The following is a 25,842-nucleotide window of genomic DNA, read 5'->3' as shown; positions in this document are numbered from 1 at the left end:
TTATGAGCGGTCGTTAAAGGCGTTTTGTATCCACTCAACTTCATTTTCGGTGAAGGCTACCACATCGAACCGGCAATCCACAGTATCAAAACTCCCATTGTGCCGGGCCAGCCACAAACGGGCGGCATGCAGTAATTTACGTTGCTTGCTGGCGGTGACACTGGCCGTGGCGCCGCCGAAAAATGACGACTTGCGATAGCGCACTTCCACAAACACCGTTGTCGACTTGTCCTGCATAATCAAGTCTATCTCACCGCCGCGCTCGCGCACGTTAGCGGCAAGAAAGCGCATTCCCTTGCGCTCAAGCCAGTGACGCGCCTGTAACTCCCACGCATCACCGGTCTGCTTACGGGTCAACTGGCGGGGACGATTTGCCCCTGCTGGTATTTGAGCCATGACAACTTCCTGTTAATCACGCATTCCTGAGTGGCGGTCAAATCGCCCGTGTTACCGTTAATTTCAAACCCTGGCACCTGACGCATTTGCGAGAAGTGGTTCGCCAGCGTCCAGGCATCCGCGCCCATCGCATACAGGCGCGCCAGGGAGTAGTCATTATTGGTATGCATCAATGCCTGTTGCATCAGTGCCGGGTTGCTACCAGCGAGCATCGGTATTTCGCTAAACTGCAACCCTTCCATCTCCAGACGGAAGTCCGGGCCTGAACCGCCCTGAGCGCTACGGGAGCTGGCATACAGAACAATGCCGCTCTGGCTACCGGTACGCATCGCAATCATCGGCTTGATAAGGGCGATTTCATCCTGTGTCGCGACGATATAGACAGAATCAATATTGCCGCCGCCGGTGATCTGCGCTTCAGTTGGCGGAGCCGGAATATTCAACCCGCCAATGGTTACGCCCTGCTGCTGCGGCAGACTGGCCGTGACAGGGCTACCCGTCATTGCAATACCGGAACCGCTGTTAATACCCATGCGTAATTCTGCCGTCGAGCCGAATTTTTGCTGCAGCACGATACCGCCGCCCAGTTTTTGCCACTCCTGGGCGAAAGCGCTGGCGACGCGATCGCCAAGTGAGCTACGCGGCAACAGCAACAGCGGTGTATGACGGCCTTGCTGGTGAATATGGCGTGCCGCATCGCGGGCTTCATCTTCCGGGGAGAGGGCGAAGTAACAAATATTCGGGCGGTTTTCGACTTTCTCTGGCTGGTTCAACGCCAGCACGTTCAGCGGCGTCTGGCTACGCATTAGCTCTTCGACGTGATTTTTCAGCAGCGGCCCAACAACAATGCTCGCACCATCTTTCTGTACCTGGCTCAACACCTGGTCAAGCGGCTGTGAGCTGGTGTCATAGACTTTCAGCACGGCGGTCGGATTGGCCGGGGTGCTGGCAACGGCAGGAGTATTCACCGGTTGTCCTGCCGGGGCAGCCGGATCGGTTTGTTCAGCAGGAGCCTGTGTGGTTTGCTCAGCAGGTGACGTTTGTTGCGTCTGGTCTGCCGGAGCCTGTACCGGCGCGCTAGCCGCAGGCGCGGACTGCGGCGTGGTCAGGTCGCTGACATTGGTTTGTGCGGGGCTGACAACGTCTGCTGTGGTCGCCATTGTCGCGGCCTGGGCTACCTGAACAGGCACTGCCGGACCAGAAACAGTAGTGGTGCCGTTTTTCGCCGCTTCAAAACCCTGCTGGATCGCGCGGCTAAAGACGGCTGCCTGGCCATTTAACGGCAGCAGCAACGCGATTTGATTGACCGATGCCGGACGGAAATTTTGTACATTCGCCAGTTGGCTCGGTAACAGAACCGCGCCAGGATTTTGCGGGAAGCGTTTCTGCCAGTCCGCAATACCCGCTTTTAGCATGTTCGGATCGTTGCGGTTATTGGACCATACGCGTTGTAAATCCAGCCATCCTTGCAGCACCGTTTCGTCCTGACTCACCTGAATGGCGTTGGCCTGATCGGGCGTCAGGGAAGAGAGCGTCTGCCAGGTCGCATCAATATTCTTTTGTTTGTCCTGTGCCGCAGTCAGCAGCGGTTGCTGTGCGATAAGGGCACGCAGCAGTGTCGGCGACGGTTTGTTCTGGCTTGCGGTGATCACATCCTGCCAGTAACGGGCTTGCTGATTCTGACTAAACCCTTTCAGATCGACCTTGCTCAGCAGTGCCTGCGCACCGGCGTAGTCTTGTTGCGTGAGTTTGAGCTCAGCACTCAGCAAGGTTTGCTCAGCGCGCTGCTCGTCATTCAACTCTTGAGGTAATTGGCCCAACAATTCACTGGCCTGCTGGGTTCTGCCTTCTTTCAGCAGTGCACGAATGGCGAGTAATTGCCAGTTGGTCTTGCTATCATCTGAGCTTTGCTGCATCTGGTGCAGATAAAAACCCGAATCAGCCTCAGCCTTGCCCTCCAGGTGCCCGGTGCTTTGATCGACCGGGTGTGTGCCGCAGCCTGCGAACAGCAGAGCGGCCAGCACGACAGGCAGGCAGCGCATGGCTTTCGAACGTAGAAATGTTGACGGTAGCATACTGTATCCAGTGATATTTTTTACGCAATGCTCAATATTAAATCGGCAATACGGATAGAACAATGAAACAACACGAATCTGCGGACAATTATCAGGGCCAGCTCTACATTGTCCCTACGCCCATCGGCAATTTGGGTGATATTACCCAGCGTGCGCTCACCGTATTGCAGGATGTCGATCTTATCGCTGCTGAGGACACGCGCCACACCGGACTGCTGCTTTCACATTTCGCCATTAACGCCCGTCTTTTTGCCCTGCACGACCATAATGAGCAACAAAAGGCCGACACGCTGGTGGCGAAGCTAAAAGAAGGGCAAAACATCGCGCTGGTCTCCGATGCTGGCACGCCGCTGATTAACGACCCTGGCTACCATCTTGTACGCACCTGCCGTGAAGCGGGCATCCGTGTCGTTCCACTGCCGGGGCCCTGTGCTGCAATAGCAGCATTAAGTGCGGCGGGGTTACCGTCCGATCGTTTTTGTTACGAGGGGTTTCTGCCCGCCAAATCGAAAGGGCGTCGCGACACCTTAAAATCGCTGGAGACAGAACCACGCACGCTGATTTTTTATGAGTCAACGCATCGCCTGCTGGAAAGCCTGGAGGACATCGTTGCCGTGCTGGGCGAAGCACGTTACGTAGTGCTGGCCCGCGAGCTGACCAAAACCTGGGAGTCGATTTATGGCGCACCGGTAGGGGAATTGCTGGCATGGGTGAAAGAGGACGAAAACCGCCGCAAAGGTGAGATGGTGCTGATTGTCGAAGGCCATAAGGCGCAGGAAGATGCCTTACCCGCCGATGCGCTGCGTACGCTGGCCCTGTTACAGGCTGAACTCCCTCTGAAAAAAGCCGCTGCGCTGGCTGCGGAAATTCACGGCGTGAAGAAAAACGCGCTCTATAAATACGCGCTGGAACAGCAGGGCGATGCCTAACCTTTCTGCCTGGGCATAACAGGGTTATATCCAGGCGATTTCCTGTTTACGAACTCCGGGCTTTCGACCAAAACAGCCATGTTATTCATACCATGGCTGTTTTCGTTACGGTCATCGCAGTGGACGCGTTAAACAATCATCACGTCTTTACCATCTTGTTCAGCGCTACTTTGTCCTTCTCGCTGATGCCCTCATCGGTAATCACGCAGTCGATTTTGTCCATCGGTAACACCTGATTAAACCCGCGGCGATTGAACTTGCTGGCGTCCAGTACCGCCACCACTTTATGTGCCGCAGCCGCCATCACGCCGCTAATCGAATAGCCTTCGTTCAAATGCGCTCATTACTGATTGGCCTGAGAATTAACGCTGGATTGTCAGAAAAATGAAAGATACGAAAGCGAAAGGAGGTTTTCGAAAGTCAAGGGCGGCAAAAAAGCAAAAAAAGCATGGCCGAAGCCATGCTAAACGATGAGGTTTATTGATGAATCAAGTCACCGGAGCCGGGTTAAAGACAGCCAGTTGGTTGTGCAGGCCCCATTGATCAGAAAAGGTTTTCTTACGACCGCTTGCGACATCAAGAATAAAGTGGAACAGCTTCCAGCCCACCTCCTCGATAGTCTCTTCGCCCGTTGCGATAGTTCCTGCGTTGATATCCATCAGGTCATACCAACGATTGGCCAGTTCAGTGCGGGTCGCCATCTTGATAACCGGCACCGCCATCAGACCGTACGGCGTACCACGACCGGTGGTGAAGACCTGCACGGTAATACCCGACGCAACCTGCTGCGTGCCGCAGACAAAGTCACTGGCCGGCGTTGCCGCGTAAATCAGACCACGTTTGGTCGGACGCTGGCCCGGAGAAAGCACTTCGGAGATGGCGCTCTTACCTGATTTCGCGATCGAGCCCAGCGCTTTTTCCACCACGTTTGCCAGACCGCCTTTCTTGTTACCCGGCGAAGGGTTAGCGCTACGGTCAGTTTGCCCCATGTCCAGGTAGTTATCGTACCAGGCCATCTCTTCCAGCAGGCGTTTGCCCACTTCTTCATTGATTGCACGCGGCGTAAGCAGATGGATAGCATCACGCACTTCGGTCACTTCGGAGAACATGACCGTGCCACCGCAACGTATAAGCAGGTCAGAGGCGTAACCGACAGCCGGGTTTGCGGTCACGCCGGAGAAGGCATCACTACCACCACACTGCATGCCGACAACCAGTTCAGAAGCCGGGCAGGTTTCGCGCTGGCGCTGGTTGAGTTTTTCCAGATGACGAACCGCAACCTGCAAAATATCGTCAACCATGGATTTGAAACCGACATGATGTTCATCCTGCAGACGGACAATACTGGCATCGTCTACCGGAATCGCTTTCACATCTTCTGTACCCTTAAGCAGGCGTTCAGGCTGCAGTTTTTCACAGCCCAGGCCGATGACCATCACTTCACCGCCAAAGTTCGGGTTCAGCGCGATGTTGTGAATAGTGCGGATGGGCACAACGGCTGCCGGTGCGTTAATCGCCACGCCACAACCGTACAGATGGTTCAGACCGACCACGCCATCCACATTCGGATATTTCGGCAGCAGGTCGCGTTCAATAATTTTCACCACATAGTCGACCACACCCGCCACACAATGCACGCTGGTGGTGATGCCAAGGAGATTCTTGGTACCGACGCTGCCATCGGCGTTGCGATAGCCTTCGAAGGTGTAACCCTCCAGCGGCGGCAACGGCTCGGGCACTTTAGTCGCCAGTGGCAGTGTGTTCAACGGCGGCGCTTTCGGTAATTCAACGGTGGATTCGTCAATCCAGCTTCCGCGTGCAATATCACGCACCGCATAACCGATAACTTCACCGTAACGGATAATTTCCCCATGATGAGGAATATCTACCAGCGCAACTTTATGACCTTGCGGGATATGTTCGATTAATTCGAGACCATCCGGAAAACGGGTACCCGCTTTTAATCCATTGTCATTAACGATGATAGCGACATTATCGGTGTCGTGTACTTTAATATAAAACGCCGTAGGCGACTGCTGTCTAATTTCAATGTCGGCCATTATCAAGTAATCTCCAGCTAACGATACGATGCATTACTCAAAAAAAGAAAGGGAGGATATTCTGTAATTATCAGAAGTTAAAACCTCGTTTGATGAAATAAGAATGTCAGGAGTCTCAATATTAAAATGTGATCTAAATCACTTATTTTCGTGATTACCCGTCCTGTAAGGATGTGAATTACCAGATCTGTGCATCAGCGCCCAGCTATGTGTGCATATGCTCAAAATAATCTTAATGGTTCATATTAAAATTGAGCAAACCACCAGTGCGTGGCTGGCTGGCGGTGATTATACTGTGCGGTAATAAAATACAAACATGCTATTACCTGATATTACTTTTCGTGAGTTTCTTTTTATATATCGGGTAAATTACATATCAAGAAAATTATATCTTTAAATTAAGCTGCACCAGGGGAAACCATATGTCTGTGCAAAGTTCAGTTGAGGTAAAAAGGGGAATACCAACTCGCTATTTAATTCTGCTCATTATATTTATTGTTACAGCAGTTAACTATGCGGACCGCGCCACGCTCTCTATTGCGGGGACCGATGTCGCGAAAGAGTTGCACCTTGACTCGGTATCGATGGGTTACATTTTTTCTGCGTTTGGCTGGGCGTATCTGCTGATGCAGATCCCAGGTGGCTGGTTACTTGACCGCTATGGCTCGAAAAAAGTGTACACCTGGAGCCTGTTCTTCTGGTCGCTCTTTACCTTCTTGCAAGGCTTTGTCGACGTATTCCCGCTCGCATGGGCCGGGGTCTCGATGTTTATCATGCGCTTTATGCTGGGCTTCTCGGAAGCGCCTTCTTTCCCGGCAAACGCCCGTATTGTGGCGGCCTGGTTCCCGGCAAAAGAGCGCGGTACCGCTTCGGCGATTTTTAACGCGGCGCAGTATTTTTCACTCGCACTGTTCTCTCCGCTGCTGGGTTGGCTGACCTTCGCGTGGGGCTGGGAACATGTTTTCACCGTGATGGGCGTGATTGGTTTTGTGCTGACGGCGGCCTGGGTTAAATACATTCATAACCCAACTGACCATCCACGTATGACTCGCGAAGAGCTGGATTACATTTCTGCTAACGGCGCGGTGGTTGATATGGACCACAAAAAAACCGACAGCGATAAGCAATCTGGCCCGAAACTGGATTACATCAAGCAACTGTTATCCAGCCGTATGATGCTCGGCGTGTTCTTCGGTCAGTACTTCCTGAACACGATCACATGGTTTTTCCTGACCTGGTTCCCGATTTACCTGGTGCAGGATAAAGGCATGTCAATTTTGAAAGTGGGTTTTGTCGCGTCCATTCCGGCCCTGTGTGGTTTTGGGGGCGGTGTGCTGGGCGGTCTGTTCTCTGACTACCTGATTAAACGTGGTTGTACTTTGACCATGGCGCGTAAATTCCCCATCGTAGTCGGGATGTTGTTGGCTTCCAGCATCATTCTGTGTAACTACACCGACAACACTGTGCTGGTTATCGCGTTGATGGCACTGGCATTCTTCGGTAAAGGTTTCGGCGCGTTGGGCTGGCCGGTTATCTCCGATATCGCACCGAAAGAAATTGTCGGTCTGTGCGGCGGCGTGTTTAACGTGTTCGGTAATGTGGCATCGATTGTGACCCCGCTGGTAATTGGGTACATGGTCAAAGAGTTGCATTCGTTCAACGGGGCGCTGATTTTTGTCGGATGCTCGGCCCTGATGATGATGGTGTGCTACCTGTTTGTGGTAGGCGACATCAAACGTATGGAATTGAAAAAGTAAGCAACGGCTTAAAAAATTAAGGTGCAAAAGATGAGTAACGATATCTTCCCGAACAAATTTAAAGCTGCGCTGGCGGCAAATCAGGTTCAGATCGGTTGTTGGTCGGCGCTGGGTAGTCATATCAGCACTGAGGTTCTGGGCCTGGCAGGGTTTGACTGGCTGCTGTTGGACGGTGAACACGCCCCGAATGACGTGCTCTCTTTTGTACCGCAGTTGATGGCGCTGAAAGGCAGCGTCAGCGCACCGGTGGTACGTATTCCGACGAACGATCCGGTTGTGATCAAGCGTCTGCTGGATATCGGTTTCTACAACTTCCTCGTCCCGTTTGTTGAAACGGCAGAAGAAGCAGCAAACGCCGTGGCGGCAACCCGTTATCCGCCTGAAGGTATCCGCGGCGTGTCCGTGTCTCACCGCGCCAATATGTTTGGCACCGTACCGGATTACTTCGCGCAGTCGAACAAAAACATCACCATCATCGTGCAGATCGAAAGTCAGGAAGGCGTGGATAACCTCGACGCTATCCTCAAAACCGACGGTGTTGACGGTGTATTCGTCGGTCCGAGCGACCTGGCGGCAACCCTGGGTTATATCGGCAATGCTGCGCACCCGGAAGTACAGCGCACCATCCAGCATATTTTTGCGCGTGCAAAAGCACATGGTAAACCGAGCGGTATCCTGGCGCCTGTTGAGGCAGATGCCCGCCGCTATCTGGAATGGGGTGCGACCATCGTTGCTGTTGGCAGCGACCTGGGGGTGTTCCGTGCGGGTACGCAGAAACTGGCTGATGCCTTTAAAAAATAACCAAACCACCACTGGATAAAGAGAGAGACGCAATTATGACGATGAAAGTTGGTTTCATTGGCCTGGGCATCATGGGTAAACCAATGAGTAAAAACCTCATTAAAGCAGGTTACTCACTGGTGGTCTCCGACCGCAATAGCGATGTGGTCGCAGAACTGATCGCCGCTGGCGCAGAAGCCGCAAGCAGTGCTAAAGCCATCGCAGAGCAGTGTGATGTGATCATCACCATGCTGCCAAACTCCCCGCACGTAAAAGAAGTTGCGCTGGGCGAAGGCGGCATCATTGAAGGCGCTAAACCAGGTACTGTTCTGATCGATATGAGCTCCATCGCTCCGCTGGCCAGCCGTGAAATCAGCGAAGGTCTGAAAGCAAAAGGCATCGAGATGCTGGATGCGCCGGTAAGCGGCGGTGAACCGAAAGCGATCGACGGTACCCTGTCCGTAATGGTTGGCGGTGACAAAGCGCTGTTCGACAAATACTACGATTTGCTGAAAGCCATGGCCGGTTCCGTTGTTCATACCGGCGATATTGGCGCGGGTAACGTGACCAAACTGGCTAACCAGGTCATCGTAGCGCTGAACATTGCTGCAATGTCTGAAGCGCTGTCTCTGGCAACGAAAGCGGGTGTGAATCCTGAGCTGGTATTCCAGGCAATCCGCGGTGGTCTGGCTGGCAGCACCGTGCTGGAAGCAAAAGCACCGATGGTACTCAACCGCAACTTTAAACCGGGTTTCCGTATCGACCTGCATATCAAAGATCTCTCCAACGCACTCGATACCTCTCATGGTGTAGGTGCGCAGTTGCCGCTGACTGCCGCAGTCATGGAAATGATGCAGGCATTGCGTGCTGATGGTCACGGTAGCGACGACCACAGCGCTCTCGCGTGCTACTACGAAAAACTGGCGAAAGTAGAAATCTCTCGCTAATAAGAAGGGTGCGGGAGCGCACCCTGAATTTCTTAAGCATCAACACCTTGCAGGTCGAAAATCGCGGTGACGTGAATGGCCTGTGAGGTGAAATGAATGCCTTGCGCGGCAATGTCAGGCTAATCAACTATGAAAATCGTAATCGCCCCAGACTCTTATAAAGAAAGCCTTTCTGCTACCGAAGTAGCGCAGGCGATAGAAAAAGGATTTCGGGAAATTTTCCCGAATGCTCAATACGTTTCAGTTCCGGTCGCAGATGGCGGTGAGGGAACGGTTGAAGCCATGATTGCCGCGACAAAAGGTTCTGTGCACAGCGCATGCGTCACCGGCCCTTTAGGTGAAAATGTCGATGCGCGTTGGGGGATGTCCGGCGACGGTAAAACAGCCTTTATAGAAATGGCCGCCGCCAGCGGTCTGGCACTTGTGCCCCCTGAATTACGAAACCCTCTGATCACCACTTCACGCGGCACCGGGGAACTTATTTTGCACGCGCTGGATCATGGGGCGAAAAACATTATTATCGGCATCGGCGGTAGCGCAACGAACGACGGCGGAGCGGGTATGGTACAGGCGCTTGGCGCGAAGCTGTGTGATGCCAATGGTACCGACATCGGCAACGGCGGCGGTAGCCTGATAAGCCTGAATGCTATTGATGTTTCCGGGCTCGATCCGCGTCTTGAAGGCTGCACTATTCGTGTTGCCTGTGATGTGACAAACCCGCTGACCGGCGAAAAAGGCGCATCGCGTATCTTTGGGCCACAAAAAGGCGCGACGGAAGCGCTGATCGTTGAGCTGGACCGTAATCTTGCCCATTACGCCGATGTGATTAAAAAATCGCTGCATATTGATGTGAAAAATGTGCCGGGAGCCGGTGCGGCGGGTGGGATGGGCGCCGCGTTGATGGCATTCCTCGGCGCGGAGCTGCGTAGCGGTATCGAAATCGTAACCCAGGCCTTGAATCTGGAAGAACATATTCATGATTGTACCCTGGTGGTCACCGGCGAAGGCCGTATCGACAGCCAGAGTATCCACGGTAAAGTGCCGGTGGGCGTGGCGAACGTGGCAAAAAAATACCACAAGCCAGTTATCGGTATTGCCGGAAGCCTGACGCGTGATGTTGGCATTGTGCATCAGTATGGTATTGACGCGGTATTCAGCGTTCTGACCAGCATTGGTACGCTGGAAGAGGCGTTCCGTGGTGCGTTTGACAATATTTATCATGCATCCCGCAACATTGCGGCCACCTTACAGGTTGGCATGTCTGCTGAGGGGTGACATCGGCGCGCAAACCCTCTATACTGCGCGCCGAAGCTGACCAGACAGTCGCCGCTTCGTCGTTGTCCTCCTTCGGGGGAGACAGGCGAAGGGGAGGAAAGTCCGGGCTCCATAGGGCAGGGTGCCAGGTAACGCCTGGGGGGTGTAACAGCCTACGACCAGTGCAACAGAGAGCAAACCGCCGATGGCCCACGCAAGTGGGATCAGGTAAGGGTGAAAGGGTGCGGTAAGAGCGCACCGCGCGGCTGGTAACAGTTCGCGGCACGGTAAACTCCACCCGGAGCAAGGCCAAATAGGGGTTCATAAGGTACGGCCCGTACTGAACCCGGGTAGGCTGCTTGAGCCAGTGAGCGATTGCTGGCCTAGATGAATGACTGTCCACGACAGAACCCGGCTTATCGGTCAGTTTCGATCTTTTCAGGTAAAAACCCGCTTCGGCGGGTTTTTGCTTTTCTGTGGTTTCAAATTTCTGCACGATCTTCCCTCTGGCTCCAGTGGGGCGAGGGGAAGCCTGAACATTCCCCGGTGGCGCTGCGCTTACCGGGACTACGGTCTCGCCATACTCCTATTTCCGGTAGCTATCCGCGTCTCGCCGTTACATTTTCCGCTGACAATGCTCTACTGAGTACCGGAACATACTCACAGGACGCATCTGACATGAGCTCACACCCAATACGGAAAATCATCGAAGCCTGCGACAAGGCGATATCAGCAAAAGATTACGATACCCTGATGACGTTTTACGCGGACGATGCCGCGCTGGTCATAAAGCCGGGAATGATTGCCAAAGGAAAAGACAATATTCGCAACGCTTTTATGGCCATCGCTGACTATTTCCAGGGGAATCTGGTGATAGAACAAGGGGAGATGCAGGTCATTGAAGGCGCCGATAACGCGCTGGCATCATGGAAACCCTGTTGCGTTACCCGGACGGCAAAGGCGGCACTGTTAAGACAATCCGTCGCGCGACATATGTTTTTCGCCACACCTCTTCGCAGGGCTGGTTATGCACTATCGATAATTCTTACGGCACCGATTTGCTGGGTAGCGCGTTGCCGTCAGGTTAATCTTTCCGCAAGCCCCACAAAAAACCCCGGTTTTTAGACCAGGGCTTCTGTTACGCTGCTTCGTCTTCTTGCGCCAGCCGCTGCTCTGCATCGGCGACGATAGCTTCCAGTTCGGTCAACATATCGTCGTAATCAAAAGATTGCGGCGATGCTTCCGGTGTCGTTTGCTCTGTGGAAATGGGTTTTGACGTTCTGTTTTGAACACTCTTTTTTTTCACCTTGGTACTCCGTAAAACTCTTGCGCTTACACGGGTAAATCTATCAGTAAAGCGCGCAACGGCGTATCGGCGACTAACGTTATGTTAGCCTCATCACGAATAAACGCACCGTCACCACAGGTGAGCGCTTCCCGCGATTCGCACGGCATGACCGCGTGTACTGTACCGTGAATCGACTGCAAATAAGCGCGAGGCCCATGCAGTTGAAACGTCAGCTCTTCACCTTTTTCCAGTTCGATATGGTGCAACCACACCTGTTGGCGTAATTGCAGGCTGTCCTGGCTTCCGTCTGGGGATGCCAGCAACTGGCGAGCCTGATCGGCAATCATCACTTTCTGCACCGTCGGATTTTCCCGTTCCGGGCAGGCATCCAGCCACAACTGCATACGCGTCAGCGGCTTGTCTTTGCTCAGATTATGTTCGCTATAGCTAATGCCCGGCTGAGTCGCAATGAGCAACGCTTCGCCCGTTTTCGCCTGAATATGGTTACCTTCGCTGTCGCGATACTCGGCTTCGCCTTCCAGAATCAGGTTCAGAATATCGACTTTCGGGTAGGTACGCGGCTGGAATGAGGCACCGGGTGCCAGTACTTCCTGGTTCAGTACGCGCAGGGAGGCGTAGCCCAAAAGTTTCGGGTCAAAGTAATGTCCAAAGGAAAAGGTGTAGCGGGCCTGCAGCCAGCCGAAGTCCGCTTGTCCACATTGTTTGGCTGTTCTGGTAGTAATCATAATTCTTGACCTCTCTTTACACTAAAACAATGGTAAAGGTATGGACGCTGCATTGTTAGCCAGATATTCTGCCCGGTATGTTCAAATTTCCTGAATGAGAACAAAAATGGCGAAAGATAGGGCACTTACGCTGGAAGCGTTACGCGTCATGGACGCAATTGACCGTCGCGGTAGCTTTGCCGCCGCGGCAGATGAACTGGGGCGGGTACCCTCTGCGCTCAGCTATACAATGCAGAAACTGGAAGAAGAGCTGGACGTTGTTCTGTTTGACCGCTCTGGCCATAGAACGAAGTTTACCAACGTTGGTCGCATGCTGCTGGAACGTGGCCGTGTTTTGCTCGAAGCGGCTGACAAACTCACTACCGATGCCGAAGCGCTGGCGCGCGGTTGGGAAACGCACCTGACGCTGGTTACCGAAGCACTGGTGCCGACGCCCGAGCTTTTCCCGCTTGTCGATAAACTGGCGGCAAAAGCCAACACGCAACTCTCGATCATTACCGAAGTGCTGGCAGGCGCCTGGGAGCGGCTGGAGCAGGGGCGTGCGGATATCGTGATCGCGCCGGATATGCATTTCCGTTCTTCGTCGGAAATCAACTCTCGCAAGCTGTACAAGGTACTGAACGTTTATGTCGCGGCACCAGACCATCCGATTCACCACGAACCGGAACCGTTGTCTGAGGTGACTCGCGTGAAATATCGCGGCGTGGCGGTTGCGGATACCGCGCGCGAGCGCCCGGTGCTGACGGTGCAGTTGCTGGACAAACAGCCGCGTCTGACGGTCAGTACCATTGAGGATAAACGTCAGGCTTTACTGGCGGGGTTGGGTGTGGCGACGATGCCTTATCCGTTGGTTGAGCAGGACATTGCAGAAGGGCGTTTGCGCGTCGTCAGTCCTGAATATACCAGCGAGGTCGACATCATCATGGCCTGGCGGCGCGACAGCATGGGCGAAGCGAAAGCCTGGTGTCTGCGCGAAATACCGAAACTCTTCTCCGTAAAATAATTCCCCCGGCCCCTTAAGGAAACGCTTTTGGCTCAGGGCCGAAGCGATTTTCTTCGGGGGTACCGTGCTGGCTCCAGAAGGCCAGCAGCATCAACCAACCCAGGACAGGAACACACCACAACCACAGCCATTTGGCGGTGCGATCGGTATCGTGCAACCGGCGGGACTGAACGGCAAGGGAAGGCAGGAAAACCAGCAGGGCGTAGATCAGGCTTAACAGGCCAATGCCGCCCGTGCGCCAGCCTAAAATTTCATCCACCACGACAAGTACGCCAAAGAGAATGAGGTTGACCAGCATAAACATCCAGAACTCCCGGCGATGCGCACGGCCATGAAAGAGGACGTAGTTGCTCAGCACTTTGAAATACCAATCCATTCTCTACCTCGAAAGACGTTCAATACGTTGTTTTCTCAGCGATCACTGTAAGAATAGACGGGGATAAAAGGATGCGTGAAATATTTTCGGGCGCAACGGCTGCGCCCAAAAACATTATGCGAAACGAAGGTCCCGACCGTGAGGCTCGTTAAGATCCTGCCACGGGCCGATGGAGATAATCCCCGTCGGATTGATGGTTTTGTGGCTGCGGTAGTAGTGGGTACGAATATGGTCAAAATTGACCGTTTCCGCGATGCCTGGCATCTGGTAGATATCCCGCAGGAAGCCATAGAGGTTGAGATAGTCACTAATGCGATGCTTATCGCACTTAAAGTGGGTCACATACACCGGATCGAAACGTATAAGCGTTGTCCACAGGCGAATGTCCGCCTCGGTTAACCGATCGCCTGTCAGGTAGCGATGTTGCCCCAGGATTTGTTCCAGCCGGGCGAGGGATTCGAAGACCTTTTCGACGGCTTCATCGTAAGCCTGCTGGCTGGTGGCGAAACCGGCCTTATAGACACCATTATTGACGTTGTCGTAGATCCAGCTATTCAGCTCGTCAATTTGCGTGCGTAATTCTGGTGGGTAATAGTCGCCAGCACGCGCCCCCTGCGCATCAAACGCAGTGTTGAACATGCGAATGATTTCAGCCGATTCATTGCTGACAATCGTGTGGTTCTTTTTGTCCCACAGTACCGGGACCGTTACGCGTCCGGTGTATTGCGGGTCGGCATGAAGATAAAGCTGATAGAGGAATTCATGCTGATAAAGCGCGTCGCCTGTCGCTGCCGGAAAGTTATCATCAAACGTCCAGCCGTTTTCCAGCATCAGCGGATTCACCACCGAAACCGGTAAAAAATCGTCCAGCCCTTTTAGCGTGCGCATGATGAGCGTGCGGTGCGCCCATGGACAGGCGAGAGAAACATACAGGTGATATCTGTCTTTTTCCGCTGCAAAGCCGCCTTCGCCGGATGGACCCGGTGCGCCATCGGCGGTGAGCCAGTTACGAAATGCGGACACTGAGCGCTGGAAGCGGCCACCGGTTGACTTGGTATCATACCAGGTATCATGCCAGACGCCGTCAATGAGTTGTCCCATGATGCATTCTCCTTTAGATGGCAAAAGCGAGGAGATGTCTCCTCGCTTCATGTCTTTATCAGTATAGAGCGCTTACCACTTTTTATTCAGTACGCGGTCGATGCTGAATGCGCCCGGACCGGTGATAGCCAGCAGCAGGAAGCCACCGGTGATGCTCAGGTTTTTCATAAACATCAGGGAGTTCATGCCTTCCGCAAAGTTACTGTGGAAGATAAACGCGGTCAGCAGAGTGAAGCCTGCGGTGAACAGCGCGGTGGTGCGAGTCAGAAAACCGAACAGAATGGCCAGACCGCCGCCGAACTCAAGCAGGATAACCAGCGGCAACATAAAGCCCGGGACACCCATGGCTTCCATATATTGCTGAGTGCCGGCATAACCGTTGATTTTGCCCCAGCCTGCGGTAATGAACAGGATTGGCATCAGGATACGCGCTACCAGTACACCAACATCTTCTAATTTTTTCATCTTTCTCTCCAGGGAACCACAATGTCTTTTTTAGTGAAAAGTTCGGCAATCACGGGCGCTGGCCGCATGGTTGCTGTCGATGGAGAGGATATTAAACGGGGCGGGAAAAGATTGTTAGCAAGGAAAACTGTCGAAATTTTTCAAAGATACTGATGAAGTTGGCGTAAAAAAAGGCTGCTACCCCGGCCAGTATGGCACCGCCGGGGAGTCTGTTAACGCTGTTGATCAAGCGTGGATTTTATCAGCCGCCAGACGCTCCACAGCCCAAGCCCGCGTTTCGCCCAGCGCATCAGCACGCTGGGATGGCGCACCGACCATACGGCCATAAAGCTGCTACCGACCAGTGCCCAGGAACGCAGGCTGAGGAAGGTGTTCCACCCGCGATCATAGACACCGGTGGCGTCCACCCAGTCACGGCGGGCGGCAGTTAAATCCAGCCGTTGCTGCTGAATTTGGCTGAGCAACAGGGCTTTACGCTTGAGACGCTCGGCCTTGTGACTCATGTTTTATCCTCTTCCAGTAACTGACGATCATTGGCCAGTTCCTGTCGCGTGTGGCGCAGAATTGTGGATTCGCGGGCTTTACGTAGGGTCCAGATACCGCCAATCAACGCCAGCACCAGGAGCACCACCGTGGTGGCGATCATGGCGTTGAGTCGGTATTGCGGGTCGATGGCCCAGATAACCAGTACCATCAGACTCATCAGGCCAAATGCAGCGAACAGCATGGTCAGCCCTAACATCATGAGCAACTGGAAGAGGTTTGCTTTTTCCTCTTCCAGTTCGACCACTGCCAGCCGGAGCCTCGTTTCCACCATTTCAACCATGATGGAAACAATGCGTTGCCCGATACCCAGTACGCTTTTGCCCGGTCCTTGCGCGTGTCGTGAATCCGCCATAATCAGCGACGCGTCAGGAGCACGCCTAACACGACGCCAATCGCCGCGCCAATGCCCACGCTGGCCCATGGGTTTTCACGTACATATTCGTCAGTTCTTGCAGCGGCTTCGCGGGTCTGGCGGGCAATGGCATCACCCGTTTCGCCCAGACGATAGCGGCTTTCCTGCAAGGCTTTTTCGGCTTTGCTGCGCAGTTTGCTCAACTCTTCTTTTGATTTGTCCCCGGAGGTGCTCAGTACTTCCTCAAGGGTATCCGCCAGGGATTTCAACTCAGCGCGCAGATGTTCAGTATTTGCCTCTTTAGACATAATTCTCTCCAGGTGAGTGAGTGTTAACTTCCATCAAAATCAGTAGTCACGCGCTTCAAGCGCCTTAAGTTCTGCCTCGGCCTCTTTCAGCTTGTGATCGCGTTTACTTATTTTGTCCGCATCGCCTTTTTGTTTCGCTTTGGCGAGATCTTCGCGACGTTCGGCAACCTCGTCTTTCTGTCTGGCAATTTTGCGCTGGTGCTCCGCACGCAATTTACTGTCGGAACAGGTGGTGCGAACCTCGTGCAGCGCCTTATTCAGCCCTTCAACCCGACTCTGATTGTTGTGCTTTTCGGCATAGCTGATTTCACGCGTAATCTCCTGCTCTTTCTCCTGACAGGGGGAAGCGGCCTGAGACATCGCGCTTACAGATAATAGGGTTAGCGCCAGTGCGATGCGGTATTTCATGGTCGAAACCTTCCATTGTTGGCTGGCGAAATAAGGCTCGCCAGCATCCAGTGACATAACGTGGACTTTGGTTCCATTAACTCAAGCATAGAACGTTAACGGCTAAAGCACCAAAGTAGGTGAAAAGATTCAGAATCCTGGAGGATCAGCCAAATCGATGGGTGGTATCGCGTAAACGTGAAAGCCAGGCGGAGGTCTGGCTTTCGTCATCCTGTAACGCGACGATGTAGCCATGGGGCAGTGTTCTGTCCAGCACTTCCTTGGCGGCAGCGCTCTGGGCACTGGACTCAAATTTGATTAACAGCGTGTCGTTTTGCGGCGTAATGCTTTTGAAATGGATGCCGTTTGCGTCCAGATGATGCCAAATGGAAAAACCATCCGGCACGCTTGTGTTTTGTGCGATTGGGCGTATCGCCAGCGTAGACTCACGGTTTTGCAGTGTCACCCAACCCAAAAAGAGTACGCTGAACAGCGCCATTGCGGCGATGCCCATAAAAAACCAGCGCAGGAAGGGACGTTGCGATTCCATTATTGACCCCGATTACCGTATTTTTTCTTCCACAACACCACCAGTGTGCCAACCAGGCCAATCACCAGCAGCACAACGGGAAGGAGCATCAAACAAGACATCAACGCGTCTTCATATTTACGAAACACTGGCGTTATTCCCAACAAATACCCCAGTGTCGTTAGAATCAGCACCCACAACAAACCGCTCATCCAGTTGAAAAACTGGAAGCGAGCGCTACTAAGACCCGAAATTCCGGCAATAGTTGGTAACAGTGTGCGAACAAATGCAATAAAACGCCCAATCAGCAGCGCTGAGAGGCCATGTTTATGAAAAAGATGATGTGCACGTTGGTGATAATGCGCCGGAAGGTGCGATAACCAGTTTTGCACAGTTCGCGTGTTCCCCAGCCATCGGCCCTGAATATAGCTCAGCCAACAGCCCAGACTGGCGGCCGCTGTTAATAACAAAATGGTCTGTGGATAGCCCATAGCCCCTTTGGCAATCAAAACACCAACCAGCACCAGGAGACTGTCGCCAGGAAGGAAAGCGGCCGGAAGCAGGCCATTCTCAAGAAATAAGATGACAAATAACACAAAGTAGAGCATGCCAATCATGGATGGATTGGCCAGCGTTTCGAAATCCTGGCTCCAGAGGGCATGCAGCAGTTGGCTTAAAAGTTCCATTCAATGTTCCTGGTACATCGGTTTACGGCACGTCGATTACCTGTAAAACAGCACGGCGACATTATTGATAGTGACATTATGGTCGCTCGTGGCGCATTCAGCAGCCTGACTATTCCGGTAACAACGCTGTGAGCAAGCGCTAACTCACGCAGTGGCAAAGTGCGTCTAATTGTAACAAATGCCATAGTTCTGCGGCAGAGAAATTACGCTTTGTCAGAAAATGATTTTGCTTGTCGAAAGGAGGGGTGGCGAGGGTATTTACAAAGGCTGACACTCTATACTTTTTACTGACCCTTAAGTGGCCAGGCGCAGGAGGGCTGTGCGCCTGACAAAGAAAAGCCTTATTTTACGCCACTAGCTACGGTATCAAGGTGAACTACGGGATTTTCCGCAAACAAATAGCGGTCAGCATTGAACTCGAAATCATCGCTGGTTTCGTTAAACAACATCTGTTTGGTGTTTTCCAGATGCTGCCACATCGCGACTTTAGCCGCGTGCGGGTCTTTGCGAATCAACGCCTTGAGAATTTGGTCATGATCGTCACACCAGTTATCCACGGTGCGCAAGTCGATATGGTCGTGCAGTTTTTTCCAGTACGGGTTGTGAACACGCTGGGTCCACATTTTTTCGACGATCGCCGCCAGCGCGCTGTTTTGTGTCGCCAGCGCTACCTGCACATGAAACTGTAAATCCCATTCGGAATCGCGGAAGCACTTCTCTTTACGCGCGCTTTCCTGGATTTCCATCAGTTTCATGATGTCCTGCTTGGTCACCTGGGTCGCGGCAAATTCAGCAATGTTGCTTTCAATCAATTGACGTGCCTGTAGCAGCTCAAACGGACCGTAATTAGCAAATTCCAGCGATTCGTCAGGGGCCTGGGTATGACGGGGCTGATTGGAAATAACATGGATGCCTGAGCCTTTACGGACTTCAACATAACCTTCAACTTCCAGCATGATGATGGCTTCACGAACCACGGTCCGGCTGACGCTTTTTTCGTCTGCAATAAAGCGCTCGGCGGGAAGTTTGTCACCCACAAGATAGACGCCCTGCTCGATCCGGCTTTTCAGCTCGGCGGCAAGTTGTTGGTACAAACGACGTGATTCAGTGATTTCCATATGCGCTCCAGGCAAGATAAGGCATTAGTAGATTTGTTATACCACTTTTACGCCATTCTCACCACAACAAGGCAAGAAAAAGCCGCCCGAAACGGTGGGCGGCTTTTGGGAAACAGTAGTACGAAGAAGGCGTGTACTAGCTTTGTGTTGCGGTACCGCCGACCGCACTTTCCTGCGCTAATTCGCTGGCGGATTTACTTTTCAGCACCGTCCAGATAACTACCGCACCAAGCAGGTCGAACAGGGCCAGCACGGCGAACAGCGGGCTAAAGCCGATGGTGTCAGCCAGCGCACCTACCACCAGAGCGAACATGGTACTTGCTGTCCACGCCGCCATACCGGTCAGACCGTTCGCGGTTGCCACTTCGTTACGACCAAACACGTCGGAAGACAGGGTAATCAATGCACCGGACAGAGACTGGTGAGCAAAGCCACCAATACACAGCAGGCCGATTGCAACATACGGGCTGGTGAACAGACCGATCATGCCTGGGCCGATCATCAGCAACGCACCCATGGTCACTACCATTTTACGGGAAACAATCAGGTTCACACCGAACCAGCGCTGGAACAGCGGCGGCAGGTAACCACCGACGATACAGCCCAGGTCAGCGAACAGCATTGGCATCCAGGCGAACATGGCGATTTCTTTCAGGTTAAAGCCGTAGACTTTGAACATGAACAGCGGGATCCAGGCGTTGAACGTACCCCACGCCGGCTCTGCCAGGAAACGCGGCAGTGCAATACCCCAGAACTGACGGGTGCCCAGAATCTGCAGGACGGACATTTTCTTGCCGTTGAAGGTCTGGTGTTGTGCTTCCTGACCGCCAATGATGTATTCACGTTCTTCTTCGGTCAGTTTTTTCTGATCGCGCGGGTGTTTGTAGAAAAACAACCATGCCATTGCCCAGGCGAAGCTCAGTACGCCAGAGATAATGAACGCGAGCTGCCAGCTATGCATGACGATTGCCCACACGACCAGCGGCGGTGCAATCATCGCACCAATAGAAGAACCGACGTTGAAGTAGCCCACTGCGATAGAACGTTCTTTCGCCGGGAACCACTCAGAAGCCGCTTTCAGGCCCGCCGGAATCATTGCCGCTTCGGCAGCACCAACGGCACCGCGCGCCAGCGCCAGACCACCCCAACTGCCTGCCAGCGCAGTAGCGCCACAGAAGATGGCCCAGGTCACGGCGAACACTGCGTAGCCGATCTTGGTGCCCAGGATGTCCAGTACATAACCTGCGACCGGCTGCATGATGGTATAAGCTGCCGAGTAAGCCGCAATAATGTAAGAGTATTGCTGTGTGGAGATATTCAACTCTTGCATCAGCGTGGGCGCTGCCGCAGCAATCGTGTTACGCGTCAAGTAACCCAGCACGGTGCCGATCGTCACCAGCGCTATCATGTACCAACGTAACCCTTTAATTTTACGCATGTAAACCTCATCGTTATGTTAATTCCGCTAGCGCGGTCACCTGCCGGTTGCGGTCGGGAGGTGAAAACGGAGGGCGTAACCGGTAAACACCGGAACGACCCGAACCTTGCTATTCAACGTGCTCAATTCGGTATCCGTACCGTAAAGACCGATGATTAATCACCGGCAATGCATTCCGTCGGCTGATGTATTCGACGGCAGAAAGATAACTTGTCATACAACTTCAAAAGGTGAGTGACATCACAAAAGCGTTTTTCTTTGTGTGGTTTTTAACTTTGCGGCACCAGACCAGAACTGGCGCGGCCTGGCGGTGATTTTGACGCGCATTCTTGTAAATATTTGTCATCGTTTATTGATCTAACTCACGAAAAAGTCTTCGGCCACTGGAAATTGGTGTGATAACTTTGTCAGCATTAAGGTAAGCATCAGACGCACTCGTTGAGAGGAAGACGATAATGACCCCGTTTATGACTGAAGATTTTCTGTTAGATACCGAATTTGCGCGCCGCCTGTACCATGACTACGCGAAAGATCAGCCGATTTTTGACTTCCATTGCCACCTGCCGCCGCAGCAGATCGCAGATAACTACCGCTTTAAAAACCTGTATGACATCTGGTTAAAAGGTGATCACTACAAGTGGCGTGCAATGCGTACCAATGGTGTGCCGGAACGCCTGTGTACCGGCGATGCCAGCGATCGTGAGAAGTTTGACGCCTGGGCTGCAACCGTACCGCATACGATTGGCAACCCGTTATACCACTGGACCCATTTAGAGCTTCGTCGCCCATTTGGTATTACAGGTAAGCTGCTTTCTCCGTCTACGGCGGATGAAATCTGGAATCTGGGCAATGAATTGCTGGCGCAGGATAAATTTACTGCCCGCGGTATCATGCAGCAGATGAATGTGAAGATGGTCGGTACCACTGACGATCCGATCGACTCTCTGGAACACCACGCTGCCGTTGCCAAAGACACCACCTTCACCATCAAAGTGCTGCCAAGCTGGCGTCCGGACAAAGCCTTCAATATTGAACTGGCTACGTTTAACGATTACATGAGCAAGCTGGGTGAAGTGTCTGACACCGATATCCGTCGCTTTGCCGATCTGCAAACGGCGCTGACTAAACGTCTGGATCACTTTGAAGCACACGGTTGTAAAGTATCGGACCACGCGCTTGACGTTGTGCTCTTCGCCGAAGCAAGCGACGCGGAACTGGACAGCATCCTCGCACGCCGTCTGGCGGGTGAAGCATTAAGCCAGCATGAAGTCGCGCAGTTCAAAACGGCCGTTCTGGTATTCCTCGGCGCGGAATATGCCCGTCGCGGTTGGGTACAGCAGTATCACATTGGCGCGCTGCGTAATAACAACCTGCGCCAGTTCAAACTGCTGGGGCCAGATGTGGGCTTCGATTCCATTAATGACCGTCCGCTGGCGGAAGAACTGTCAAAATTACTCAGCAAGCAGAACGAAGAAAACCTGCTGCCGAAAACCATCCTGTATTGCCTGAACCCGCGTGATAACGAAGTGCTGGGCACCATGATCGGCAACTTCCAGGGCGAAGGTATGCCAGGCAAGATGCAGTTTGGTTCCGGCTGGTGGTTCAACGACCAGAAAGACGGTATGGAACGTCAGATGACCCAACTGGCGCAGCTCGGTCTGCTGAGCCGCTTTGTGGGCATGCTGACTGATAGCCGCAGCTTCCTGTCTTATACCCGCCACGAATATTTCCGTCGCATTCTGTGCCAGATGATTGGCCGCTGGGTGCACGCGGGTGAAGCTCCGGCTGATATCCAGCTACTGGGCGAGATGGTGAAAAATATCTGCTTTAACAATGCGCGTGACTACTTCGCGATTGAACTGAACTAAGGCCGTTTGAGGTTGATATGCAATACATCAAGATCCACTCGCTGGATAATGTCGCGGTAGCGCTGGCGGATCTCGCCGAAGGCACAGAGGTTGTGGTTGACGGTCATGAGATTCTGCTTCGTCAGGCAGTGGTACGCGGACATAAATTTGCCCTGCAGGCCATCCCGACGGGCGAGAATGTTGTTAAATATGGTCTTCCTATCGGCCATGCCACAACAGATATCGCCGCAGGTGAACACATACATTCTCACAATGTGCGTACCAATCTGAGCGATTTGGATGAGTATAGCTATCAACCTGATCTCATTGATGAAAATGCACCGGCGGCCGATCGCGACGTTCAGATCTACCGCCGTGCAAACGGGGAGGTTGGGGTTCGCAACGAATTGTGGATCCTGCCGACAGTAGGCTGTGTTAACGGCATCGCCCGTCAAATCCAGACCCGTTTTCTGAAAGAGACGCACAACGCTGAAGATATCGACGGCGTGCACCTGTTTAGCCATACCTACGGTTGCTCACAACTGGGCGATGACCATATTAACACCCGTACCATGCTGCAAAATATGGTGCGTCACCCGAACGCGGGGGCGGTGCTGGTCATTGGTCTGGGCTGCGAAAACAATCAGGTTGATGCGTTTCGCGAAACGCTGGGCGAATACGATCCGTCCCGCGTCCACTTTATGATCTGCCAACACCAGGACGACGAAGTGGAAGCGGGCATTGAGCATCTGTACGAATTGTACGAAGCCATGCGCCACGACAAGCGCGAGCCCGGCAAACTGGGCGAGCTGAAATTTGGTCTGGAGTGTGGCGGATCAGACGGGCTTTCCGGTATCACAGCGAACCCGATGCTGGGACGTTTTTCTGACTACATTATCGGTAACGGCGGCACCACGGTATTAACCGAAGTGCCGGAAATGTTCGGTGCAGAACAGATTCTGATGAGCCATTGCCGCGATGAAGAGACCTTCGAGAAGACGGTCACCATGGTGAACGACTTCAAACAGTACTTTATCGCGCATAACCAGCCGATCTACGAAAACCCATCGCCGGGTAACAAAGCAGGCGGCATCACGACGCTGGAAGAAAAATCGCTTGGCTGTACACAAAAAGCGGGGGCCAGCCAGGTGGTCGACGTGCTGCGTTACGGCGAACGCCTGAAAACCCACGGACTCAACCTGTTGAGCGCGCCGGGTAACGATGCGGTTGCAACCAGCGCACTGGCAGGGGCGGGTTGCCACATGGTGCTGTTCAGTACCGGACGCGGCACCCCTTACGGCGGCTTTGTTCCGACAGTGAAAATCGCGACGAACAGCGAACTGGCGGCGAAGAAGAAACACTGGATCGATTTCGATGCGGGCCAGCTTATTCACGGAAAAACCATGCCGCAGCTTCTGAGCGAGTTCGTGGATGTGATCGTGGATTTTGCCAACGGCAAGCAGACTTGCAATGAACGCAACGAGTTCCGCGAGCTGGCTATCTTCAAGAGCGGCGTAACTTTATAAAGCAAAAGATTTGACATTTTGTTAATATAAAACGACGTTTCACATTGTGAAGCGTCGTTTCTTTTTTGGTGTCATTAACAAGGATCCTCCATGAGCGCGTATTGGTTAGCCCAGGGCGTTGGTGTACTTGCTTTTCTTATTGGTATTACCACGTTTATTAACCGCGACGAAAAACGCTTCAAACTCCAGCTTTCCCTTTACAGCGCCACCATCGGCGCGCATTTCTTTCTGATGGGCGCACTGCCTGCCGGTATGAGCGCAGAACTCAACGCCATACGCACAATTATCTCCATGCATACCCGCAAGCTGTGGGTTATGGCTGTATTTATTGCGCTGACGCTGTTTTTTGGTTTGATAAAATTACACCACCCGGTCGAACTGCTGCCGATTATCGGTACGGTTGCCAGTACCTGGGCGCTGTTTCGCTGCAAAGGGCTTTCCGTGCGTTGCGTCATGTGGTGTTCAACCGCCTGCTGGGTCACCCACAATCTGTGGCTGGGATCGATTGGCGGCACCCTGATCGAAGGCAGCTTCCTTGTGGTAAACGGGCTGAACATTATCCGTTTCTGGCGGATGCAAAAACGCGGCATCGACCCGTTTAAAGTCGAAACCGCGCTGCAAAAAGAGAGTACGTCTGCGCGTTAATCGCGCTGAGGCACTAACGACGCGCGCTCGCCGTCTGCCAGACAGGCGGCGGCGGTAAACAGCACATCGGTTGAGGAGTTGATGGCGGTCTCGCAAGAGTCCTGCACAACGCCAATAATAAAGCCGACGGCGACGACCTGCATGGCAACATCGGCTGAAATACCAAACAGGTTACAGGCCAGTGGAATCAGCAGCAGCGAGCCGCCCGCCACCCCGGATGCGCCGCAGGCACAGAGCGAAGCCACTATGCTTAACAGCACCGCCGTGGGCAAATCTACGGTCACCCCCAGCGTATGCACCGCTGCCAGCGAAAGCACGGTGATGGTGATCGCCGCGCCTGCCATATTGACCGTCGCCCCCAATGGAATCGAGACGGAATAGGTGTCTTTATCAAGCCCGAGCTTTTCGCATAACGCCATATTTACCGGAATATTCGCCGCCGAGCTGCGGGTGAAAAAAGCGGTCACGCCGCTTTCACGCAAGCAGATAAAAACAAGTGGGTACGGATTCCGGCGCATCTTCACCCAGACCAGCAGTGGATTGATCACCAGCGCAACCAGTAACATACAGCCGACCAGGACCATCAGCAGTTGCGCGTAATCCCAGAGCGCGCCAACGCCCGTTGTCGCGAGGGTGGATGCCACCAGGCCAAAAATCCCCAGCGGCGCAAAGCGAATCACCAGCGTGACCATAAACGTCACCGCTTGTGACATATCGTTAATCAGCTTCTTACTGGTATCGCTACTATGGCGCAAGGCAAAGCCGAGACCAACCGCCCAGACCAGGATGCCGATGTAATTCCCTTTGACCAGCGAATCGACAGGGTTTGCCACGATATTCATTAGTAACCCTTCCAGTACGCCAACAATCCCGGAAGGCGCAATGACATCGGTCGCGGCCGCCACCAGATGTAGCCTGGAAGGGAACAGGAAGCTGACGATCACGGCCATTAATGCCGCAGAGAAAGTACCGATTAAGTAGAGCAGCAGGATAGGGCGAATGCTGATTTTTTGCCCCTGTTGGTGATTAGCCACCGAGGCCATTACGAGTACCAGCACCAGAATCGGGGCTACCGATTTTAGCGCGCCGACAAACAGCGTGCCCAGCAGGCCAACAGCGCGCGCTGAGTCAGGTGAAAGCCAGCTCAACAGAATGCCCAGTATCAGTCCGGCGAGAATTTGTTTGACGATATTGCCGCGCATCACGCGTTGCAACCATGTCGAAGCGGGTTGTGTTTGCATACCTTTTCCTTGGTTTTTATTGGTGTTCCATCGGTGCTGCGC

At 53.3% G+C, this 25,842-nt stretch carries 26 protein-coding genes, 1 other RNA gene and 2 pseudogenes; 11 read left to right on the top strand and 18 right to left on the bottom strand.

From position 1 onward, the window contains the following. Together IP582_RS22050 and IP582_RS22045 are read right to left on the bottom strand one after the other, a co-directional pair. On the bottom strand, window positions 1-396 hold the full coding sequence (locus IP582_RS22050; RefSeq protein ID WP_193794457.1) for a YraN family protein: 396 nt from the start codon (window positions 394-396) through the stop codon (window positions 1-3). Next, window positions 354-2,471 carry a penicillin-binding protein activator gene (locus IP582_RS22045; RefSeq protein ID WP_193794456.1) on the bottom strand — a complete coding sequence of 706 codons (2,118 nt, stop codon included), beginning with the start codon at window positions 2,469-2,471 and terminating at the stop codon, window positions 354-356. The genes IP582_RS22050 and IP582_RS22045 overlap by 43 nt, the downstream gene beginning before the upstream one ends. A gap of 62 nt (window positions 2,472-2,533) precedes the next feature. Between IP582_RS22045 and rsmI the strand changes: the two genes are divergently transcribed. Beyond that, window positions 2,534-3,400 (top strand): 16S rRNA (cytidine(1402)-2'-O)-methyltransferase, encoded by an 867-nt coding sequence (gene rsmI / locus IP582_RS22040; RefSeq protein ID WP_039077498.1) that lies wholly within the window; start codon window positions 2,534-2,536, stop codon window positions 3,398-3,400. A gap of 128 nt (window positions 3,401-3,528) precedes the next feature. Here rsmI and IP582_RS22035 read toward each other — a convergent pair. Further along, a pseudogene (locus IP582_RS22035) lies at window positions 3,529-3,731 on the bottom strand (transcriptional regulator); the annotation flags it as partial. A gap of 157 nt (window positions 3,732-3,888) precedes the next feature. After that, window positions 3,889-5,460: a galactarate dehydratase gene (gene garD, locus IP582_RS22030; RefSeq protein ID WP_039077506.1), complete on the bottom strand. Its 1,572-nt coding sequence runs from the start codon at window positions 5,458-5,460 to the stop codon at window positions 3,889-3,891. A gap of 422 nt (window positions 5,461-5,882) precedes the next feature. On the opposite strand from garD, the gene IP582_RS22025 reads away from it, so the two are divergent. From IP582_RS22025 to IP582_RS22000, 6 genes and pseudogenes are all read left to right on the top strand, one after another. After that, complete coding sequence (locus IP582_RS22025) at window positions 5,883-7,217, top strand: MFS transporter (protein WP_071194457.1); 1,335 nt, start codon at window positions 5,883-5,885, stop codon at window positions 7,215-7,217. Between the two features lie 30 nt (window positions 7,218-7,247). Then, window positions 7,248-8,018 carry a 2-dehydro-3-deoxyglucarate aldolase gene (gene garL, locus IP582_RS22020; protein WP_039077508.1) on the top strand — a complete coding sequence of 257 codons (771 nt, stop codon included), beginning with the start codon at window positions 7,248-7,250 and terminating at the stop codon, window positions 8,016-8,018. 35 nt (window positions 8,019-8,053) lie between these two features. After that, on the top strand, window positions 8,054-8,944 hold the full coding sequence (gene garR, locus IP582_RS22015; protein ID WP_039077509.1) for a 2-hydroxy-3-oxopropionate reductase: 891 nt from the start codon (window positions 8,054-8,056) through the stop codon (window positions 8,942-8,944). A 129-nt stretch (window positions 8,945-9,073) separates the two neighbouring features. Beyond that, window positions 9,074-10,219 carry a glycerate 2-kinase gene (gene garK / locus IP582_RS22010; protein ID WP_039077510.1) on the top strand — a complete coding sequence of 382 codons (1,146 nt, stop codon included), beginning with the start codon at window positions 9,074-9,076 and terminating at the stop codon, window positions 10,217-10,219. Between the two features lie 32 nt (window positions 10,220-10,251). Continuing rightward, an RNA gene (gene rnpB, locus IP582_RS22005) (RNase P RNA component class A) lies at window positions 10,252-10,633 on the top strand. A 243-nt stretch (window positions 10,634-10,876) separates the two neighbouring features. Beyond that, window positions 10,877-11,286: pseudogene (locus IP582_RS22000) on the top strand (nuclear transport factor 2 family protein). A 50-nt stretch (window positions 11,287-11,336) separates the two neighbouring features. Here IP582_RS22000 and IP582_RS21995 read toward each other — a convergent pair. Together IP582_RS21995 and IP582_RS21990 are read right to left on the bottom strand one after the other, a co-directional pair. After that, window positions 11,337-11,504 (bottom strand): hypothetical protein, encoded by a 168-nt coding sequence (locus IP582_RS21995; RefSeq protein ID WP_165157949.1) that lies wholly within the window; start codon window positions 11,502-11,504, stop codon window positions 11,337-11,339. A 26-nt stretch (window positions 11,505-11,530) separates the two neighbouring features. Continuing rightward, window positions 11,531-12,232, bottom strand: a complete 702-nt coding sequence (locus IP582_RS21990) for a pirin family protein (protein ID WP_039077512.1) — start codon at window positions 12,230-12,232, stop codon at window positions 11,531-11,533. Between the two features lie 106 nt (window positions 12,233-12,338). Between IP582_RS21990 and IP582_RS21985 the strand changes: the two genes are divergently transcribed. Continuing rightward, a complete protein-coding gene (locus IP582_RS21985) occupies window positions 12,339-13,235 on the top strand; it encodes a LysR family transcriptional regulator (RefSeq protein ID WP_193794455.1) in 897 nt (298 codons plus the stop codon). Between the two features lie 13 nt (window positions 13,236-13,248). Here the strand turns inward: IP582_RS21985 and IP582_RS21980 are convergent, their stop codons facing one another. From IP582_RS21980 to IP582_RS21930, 11 genes are all read right to left on the bottom strand, one after another. Continuing rightward, window positions 13,249-13,611: a DUF805 domain-containing protein gene (locus IP582_RS21980; RefSeq protein ID WP_039077514.1), complete on the bottom strand. Its 363-nt coding sequence runs from the start codon at window positions 13,609-13,611 to the stop codon at window positions 13,249-13,251. Between the two features lie 114 nt (window positions 13,612-13,725). Further along, entirely contained in the window at window positions 13,726-14,712 is a 987-nt protein-coding gene (locus IP582_RS21975) for a glutathione S-transferase family protein (protein ID WP_108700579.1), read from the bottom strand. Between the two features lie 72 nt (window positions 14,713-14,784). Beyond that, complete coding sequence (locus IP582_RS21970) at window positions 14,785-15,177, bottom strand: DoxX family protein (protein ID WP_193794454.1); 393 nt, start codon at window positions 15,175-15,177, stop codon at window positions 14,785-14,787. Between the two features lie 212 nt (window positions 15,178-15,389). Beyond that, on the bottom strand, window positions 15,390-15,680 hold the full coding sequence (locus IP582_RS21965) for a YqjK-like family protein (RefSeq protein ID WP_193794453.1): 291 nt from the start codon (window positions 15,678-15,680) through the stop codon (window positions 15,390-15,392). Then, window positions 15,677-16,075, bottom strand: a complete 399-nt coding sequence (locus tag IP582_RS21960) for a phage holin family protein (RefSeq protein WP_193794452.1) — start codon at window positions 16,073-16,075, stop codon at window positions 15,677-15,679. The genes IP582_RS21965 and IP582_RS21960 overlap by 4 nt, the downstream gene beginning before the upstream one ends. Window positions 16,076-16,077: 2 nt before the next feature. Beyond that, a complete protein-coding gene (locus IP582_RS21955; RefSeq protein ID WP_039077519.1) occupies window positions 16,078-16,383 on the bottom strand; it encodes a YqjD family protein in 306 nt (101 codons plus the stop codon). A 39-nt stretch (window positions 16,384-16,422) separates the two neighbouring features. After that, complete coding sequence (locus tag IP582_RS21950; protein WP_193796331.1) at window positions 16,423-16,791, bottom strand: DUF1090 domain-containing protein; 369 nt, start codon at window positions 16,789-16,791, stop codon at window positions 16,423-16,425. Window positions 16,792-16,936: 145 nt separating this feature from the next. After that, window positions 16,937-17,320, bottom strand: a complete 384-nt coding sequence (mzrA, locus tag IP582_RS21945) for an EnvZ/OmpR regulon moderator MzrA (RefSeq protein WP_039077521.1) — start codon at window positions 17,318-17,320, stop codon at window positions 16,937-16,939. After that, complete coding sequence (yqjA, locus tag IP582_RS21940; protein WP_039077522.1) at window positions 17,320-17,985, bottom strand: DedA family general envelope maintenance protein YqjA; 666 nt, start codon at window positions 17,983-17,985, stop codon at window positions 17,320-17,322. Before yqjA ends, mzrA begins: the two co-directional genes overlap by 1 nt. 341 nt (window positions 17,986-18,326) lie before the next feature. Beyond that, window positions 18,327-19,103 carry a transcriptional regulator ExuR gene (gene exuR, locus IP582_RS21935; protein WP_039077523.1) on the bottom strand — a complete coding sequence of 259 codons (777 nt, stop codon included), beginning with the start codon at window positions 19,101-19,103 and terminating at the stop codon, window positions 18,327-18,329. Window positions 19,104-19,239: 136 nt separating this feature from the next. After that, window positions 19,240-20,541 carry an MFS transporter gene (locus IP582_RS21930; protein WP_193794451.1) on the bottom strand — a complete coding sequence of 434 codons (1,302 nt, stop codon included), beginning with the start codon at window positions 20,539-20,541 and terminating at the stop codon, window positions 19,240-19,242. 455 nt (window positions 20,542-20,996) lie between these two features. Here IP582_RS21930 and uxaC point away from each other — a divergent pair, with 455 nt between their 5' ends. From uxaC to IP582_RS21915, 3 genes are all read left to right on the top strand, one after another. Further along, on the top strand, window positions 20,997-22,409 hold the full coding sequence (uxaC, locus tag IP582_RS21925) for a glucuronate isomerase (RefSeq protein WP_039077525.1): 1,413 nt from the start codon (window positions 20,997-20,999) through the stop codon (window positions 22,407-22,409). Between the two features lie 17 nt (window positions 22,410-22,426). After that, window positions 22,427-23,914 (top strand): UxaA family hydrolase, encoded by a 1,488-nt coding sequence (locus IP582_RS21920; RefSeq protein ID WP_107223817.1) that lies wholly within the window; start codon window positions 22,427-22,429, stop codon window positions 23,912-23,914. A 90-nt stretch (window positions 23,915-24,004) separates the two neighbouring features. Continuing rightward, window positions 24,005-24,559: a YgjV family protein gene (locus IP582_RS21915; protein WP_039077527.1), complete on the top strand. Its 555-nt coding sequence runs from the start codon at window positions 24,005-24,007 to the stop codon at window positions 24,557-24,559. On the opposite strand, the gene sstT is transcribed toward IP582_RS21915, so the two are convergent. Continuing rightward, window positions 24,556-25,800 (bottom strand): serine/threonine transporter SstT, encoded by a 1,245-nt coding sequence (sstT, locus tag IP582_RS21910; RefSeq protein WP_193794450.1) that lies wholly within the window; start codon window positions 25,798-25,800, stop codon window positions 24,556-24,558. The two genes, IP582_RS21915 and sstT, sit on opposite strands and share 4 nt — an antisense overlap. Between the last annotated feature and the right edge of the window lie 42 nt (window positions 25,801-25,842).

It is taken from the genome of Citrobacter sp. BDA59-3, assembly GCF_015167655.1.
Taxonomy (GTDB): Bacteria; Pseudomonadota; Gammaproteobacteria; order Enterobacterales; family Enterobacteriaceae; genus Phytobacter; species Phytobacter diazotrophicus.
The sequence above is the reverse complement of the archived record's forward strand: the minus strand, read 5'-3'. Positions and strand labels throughout refer to the sequence as shown.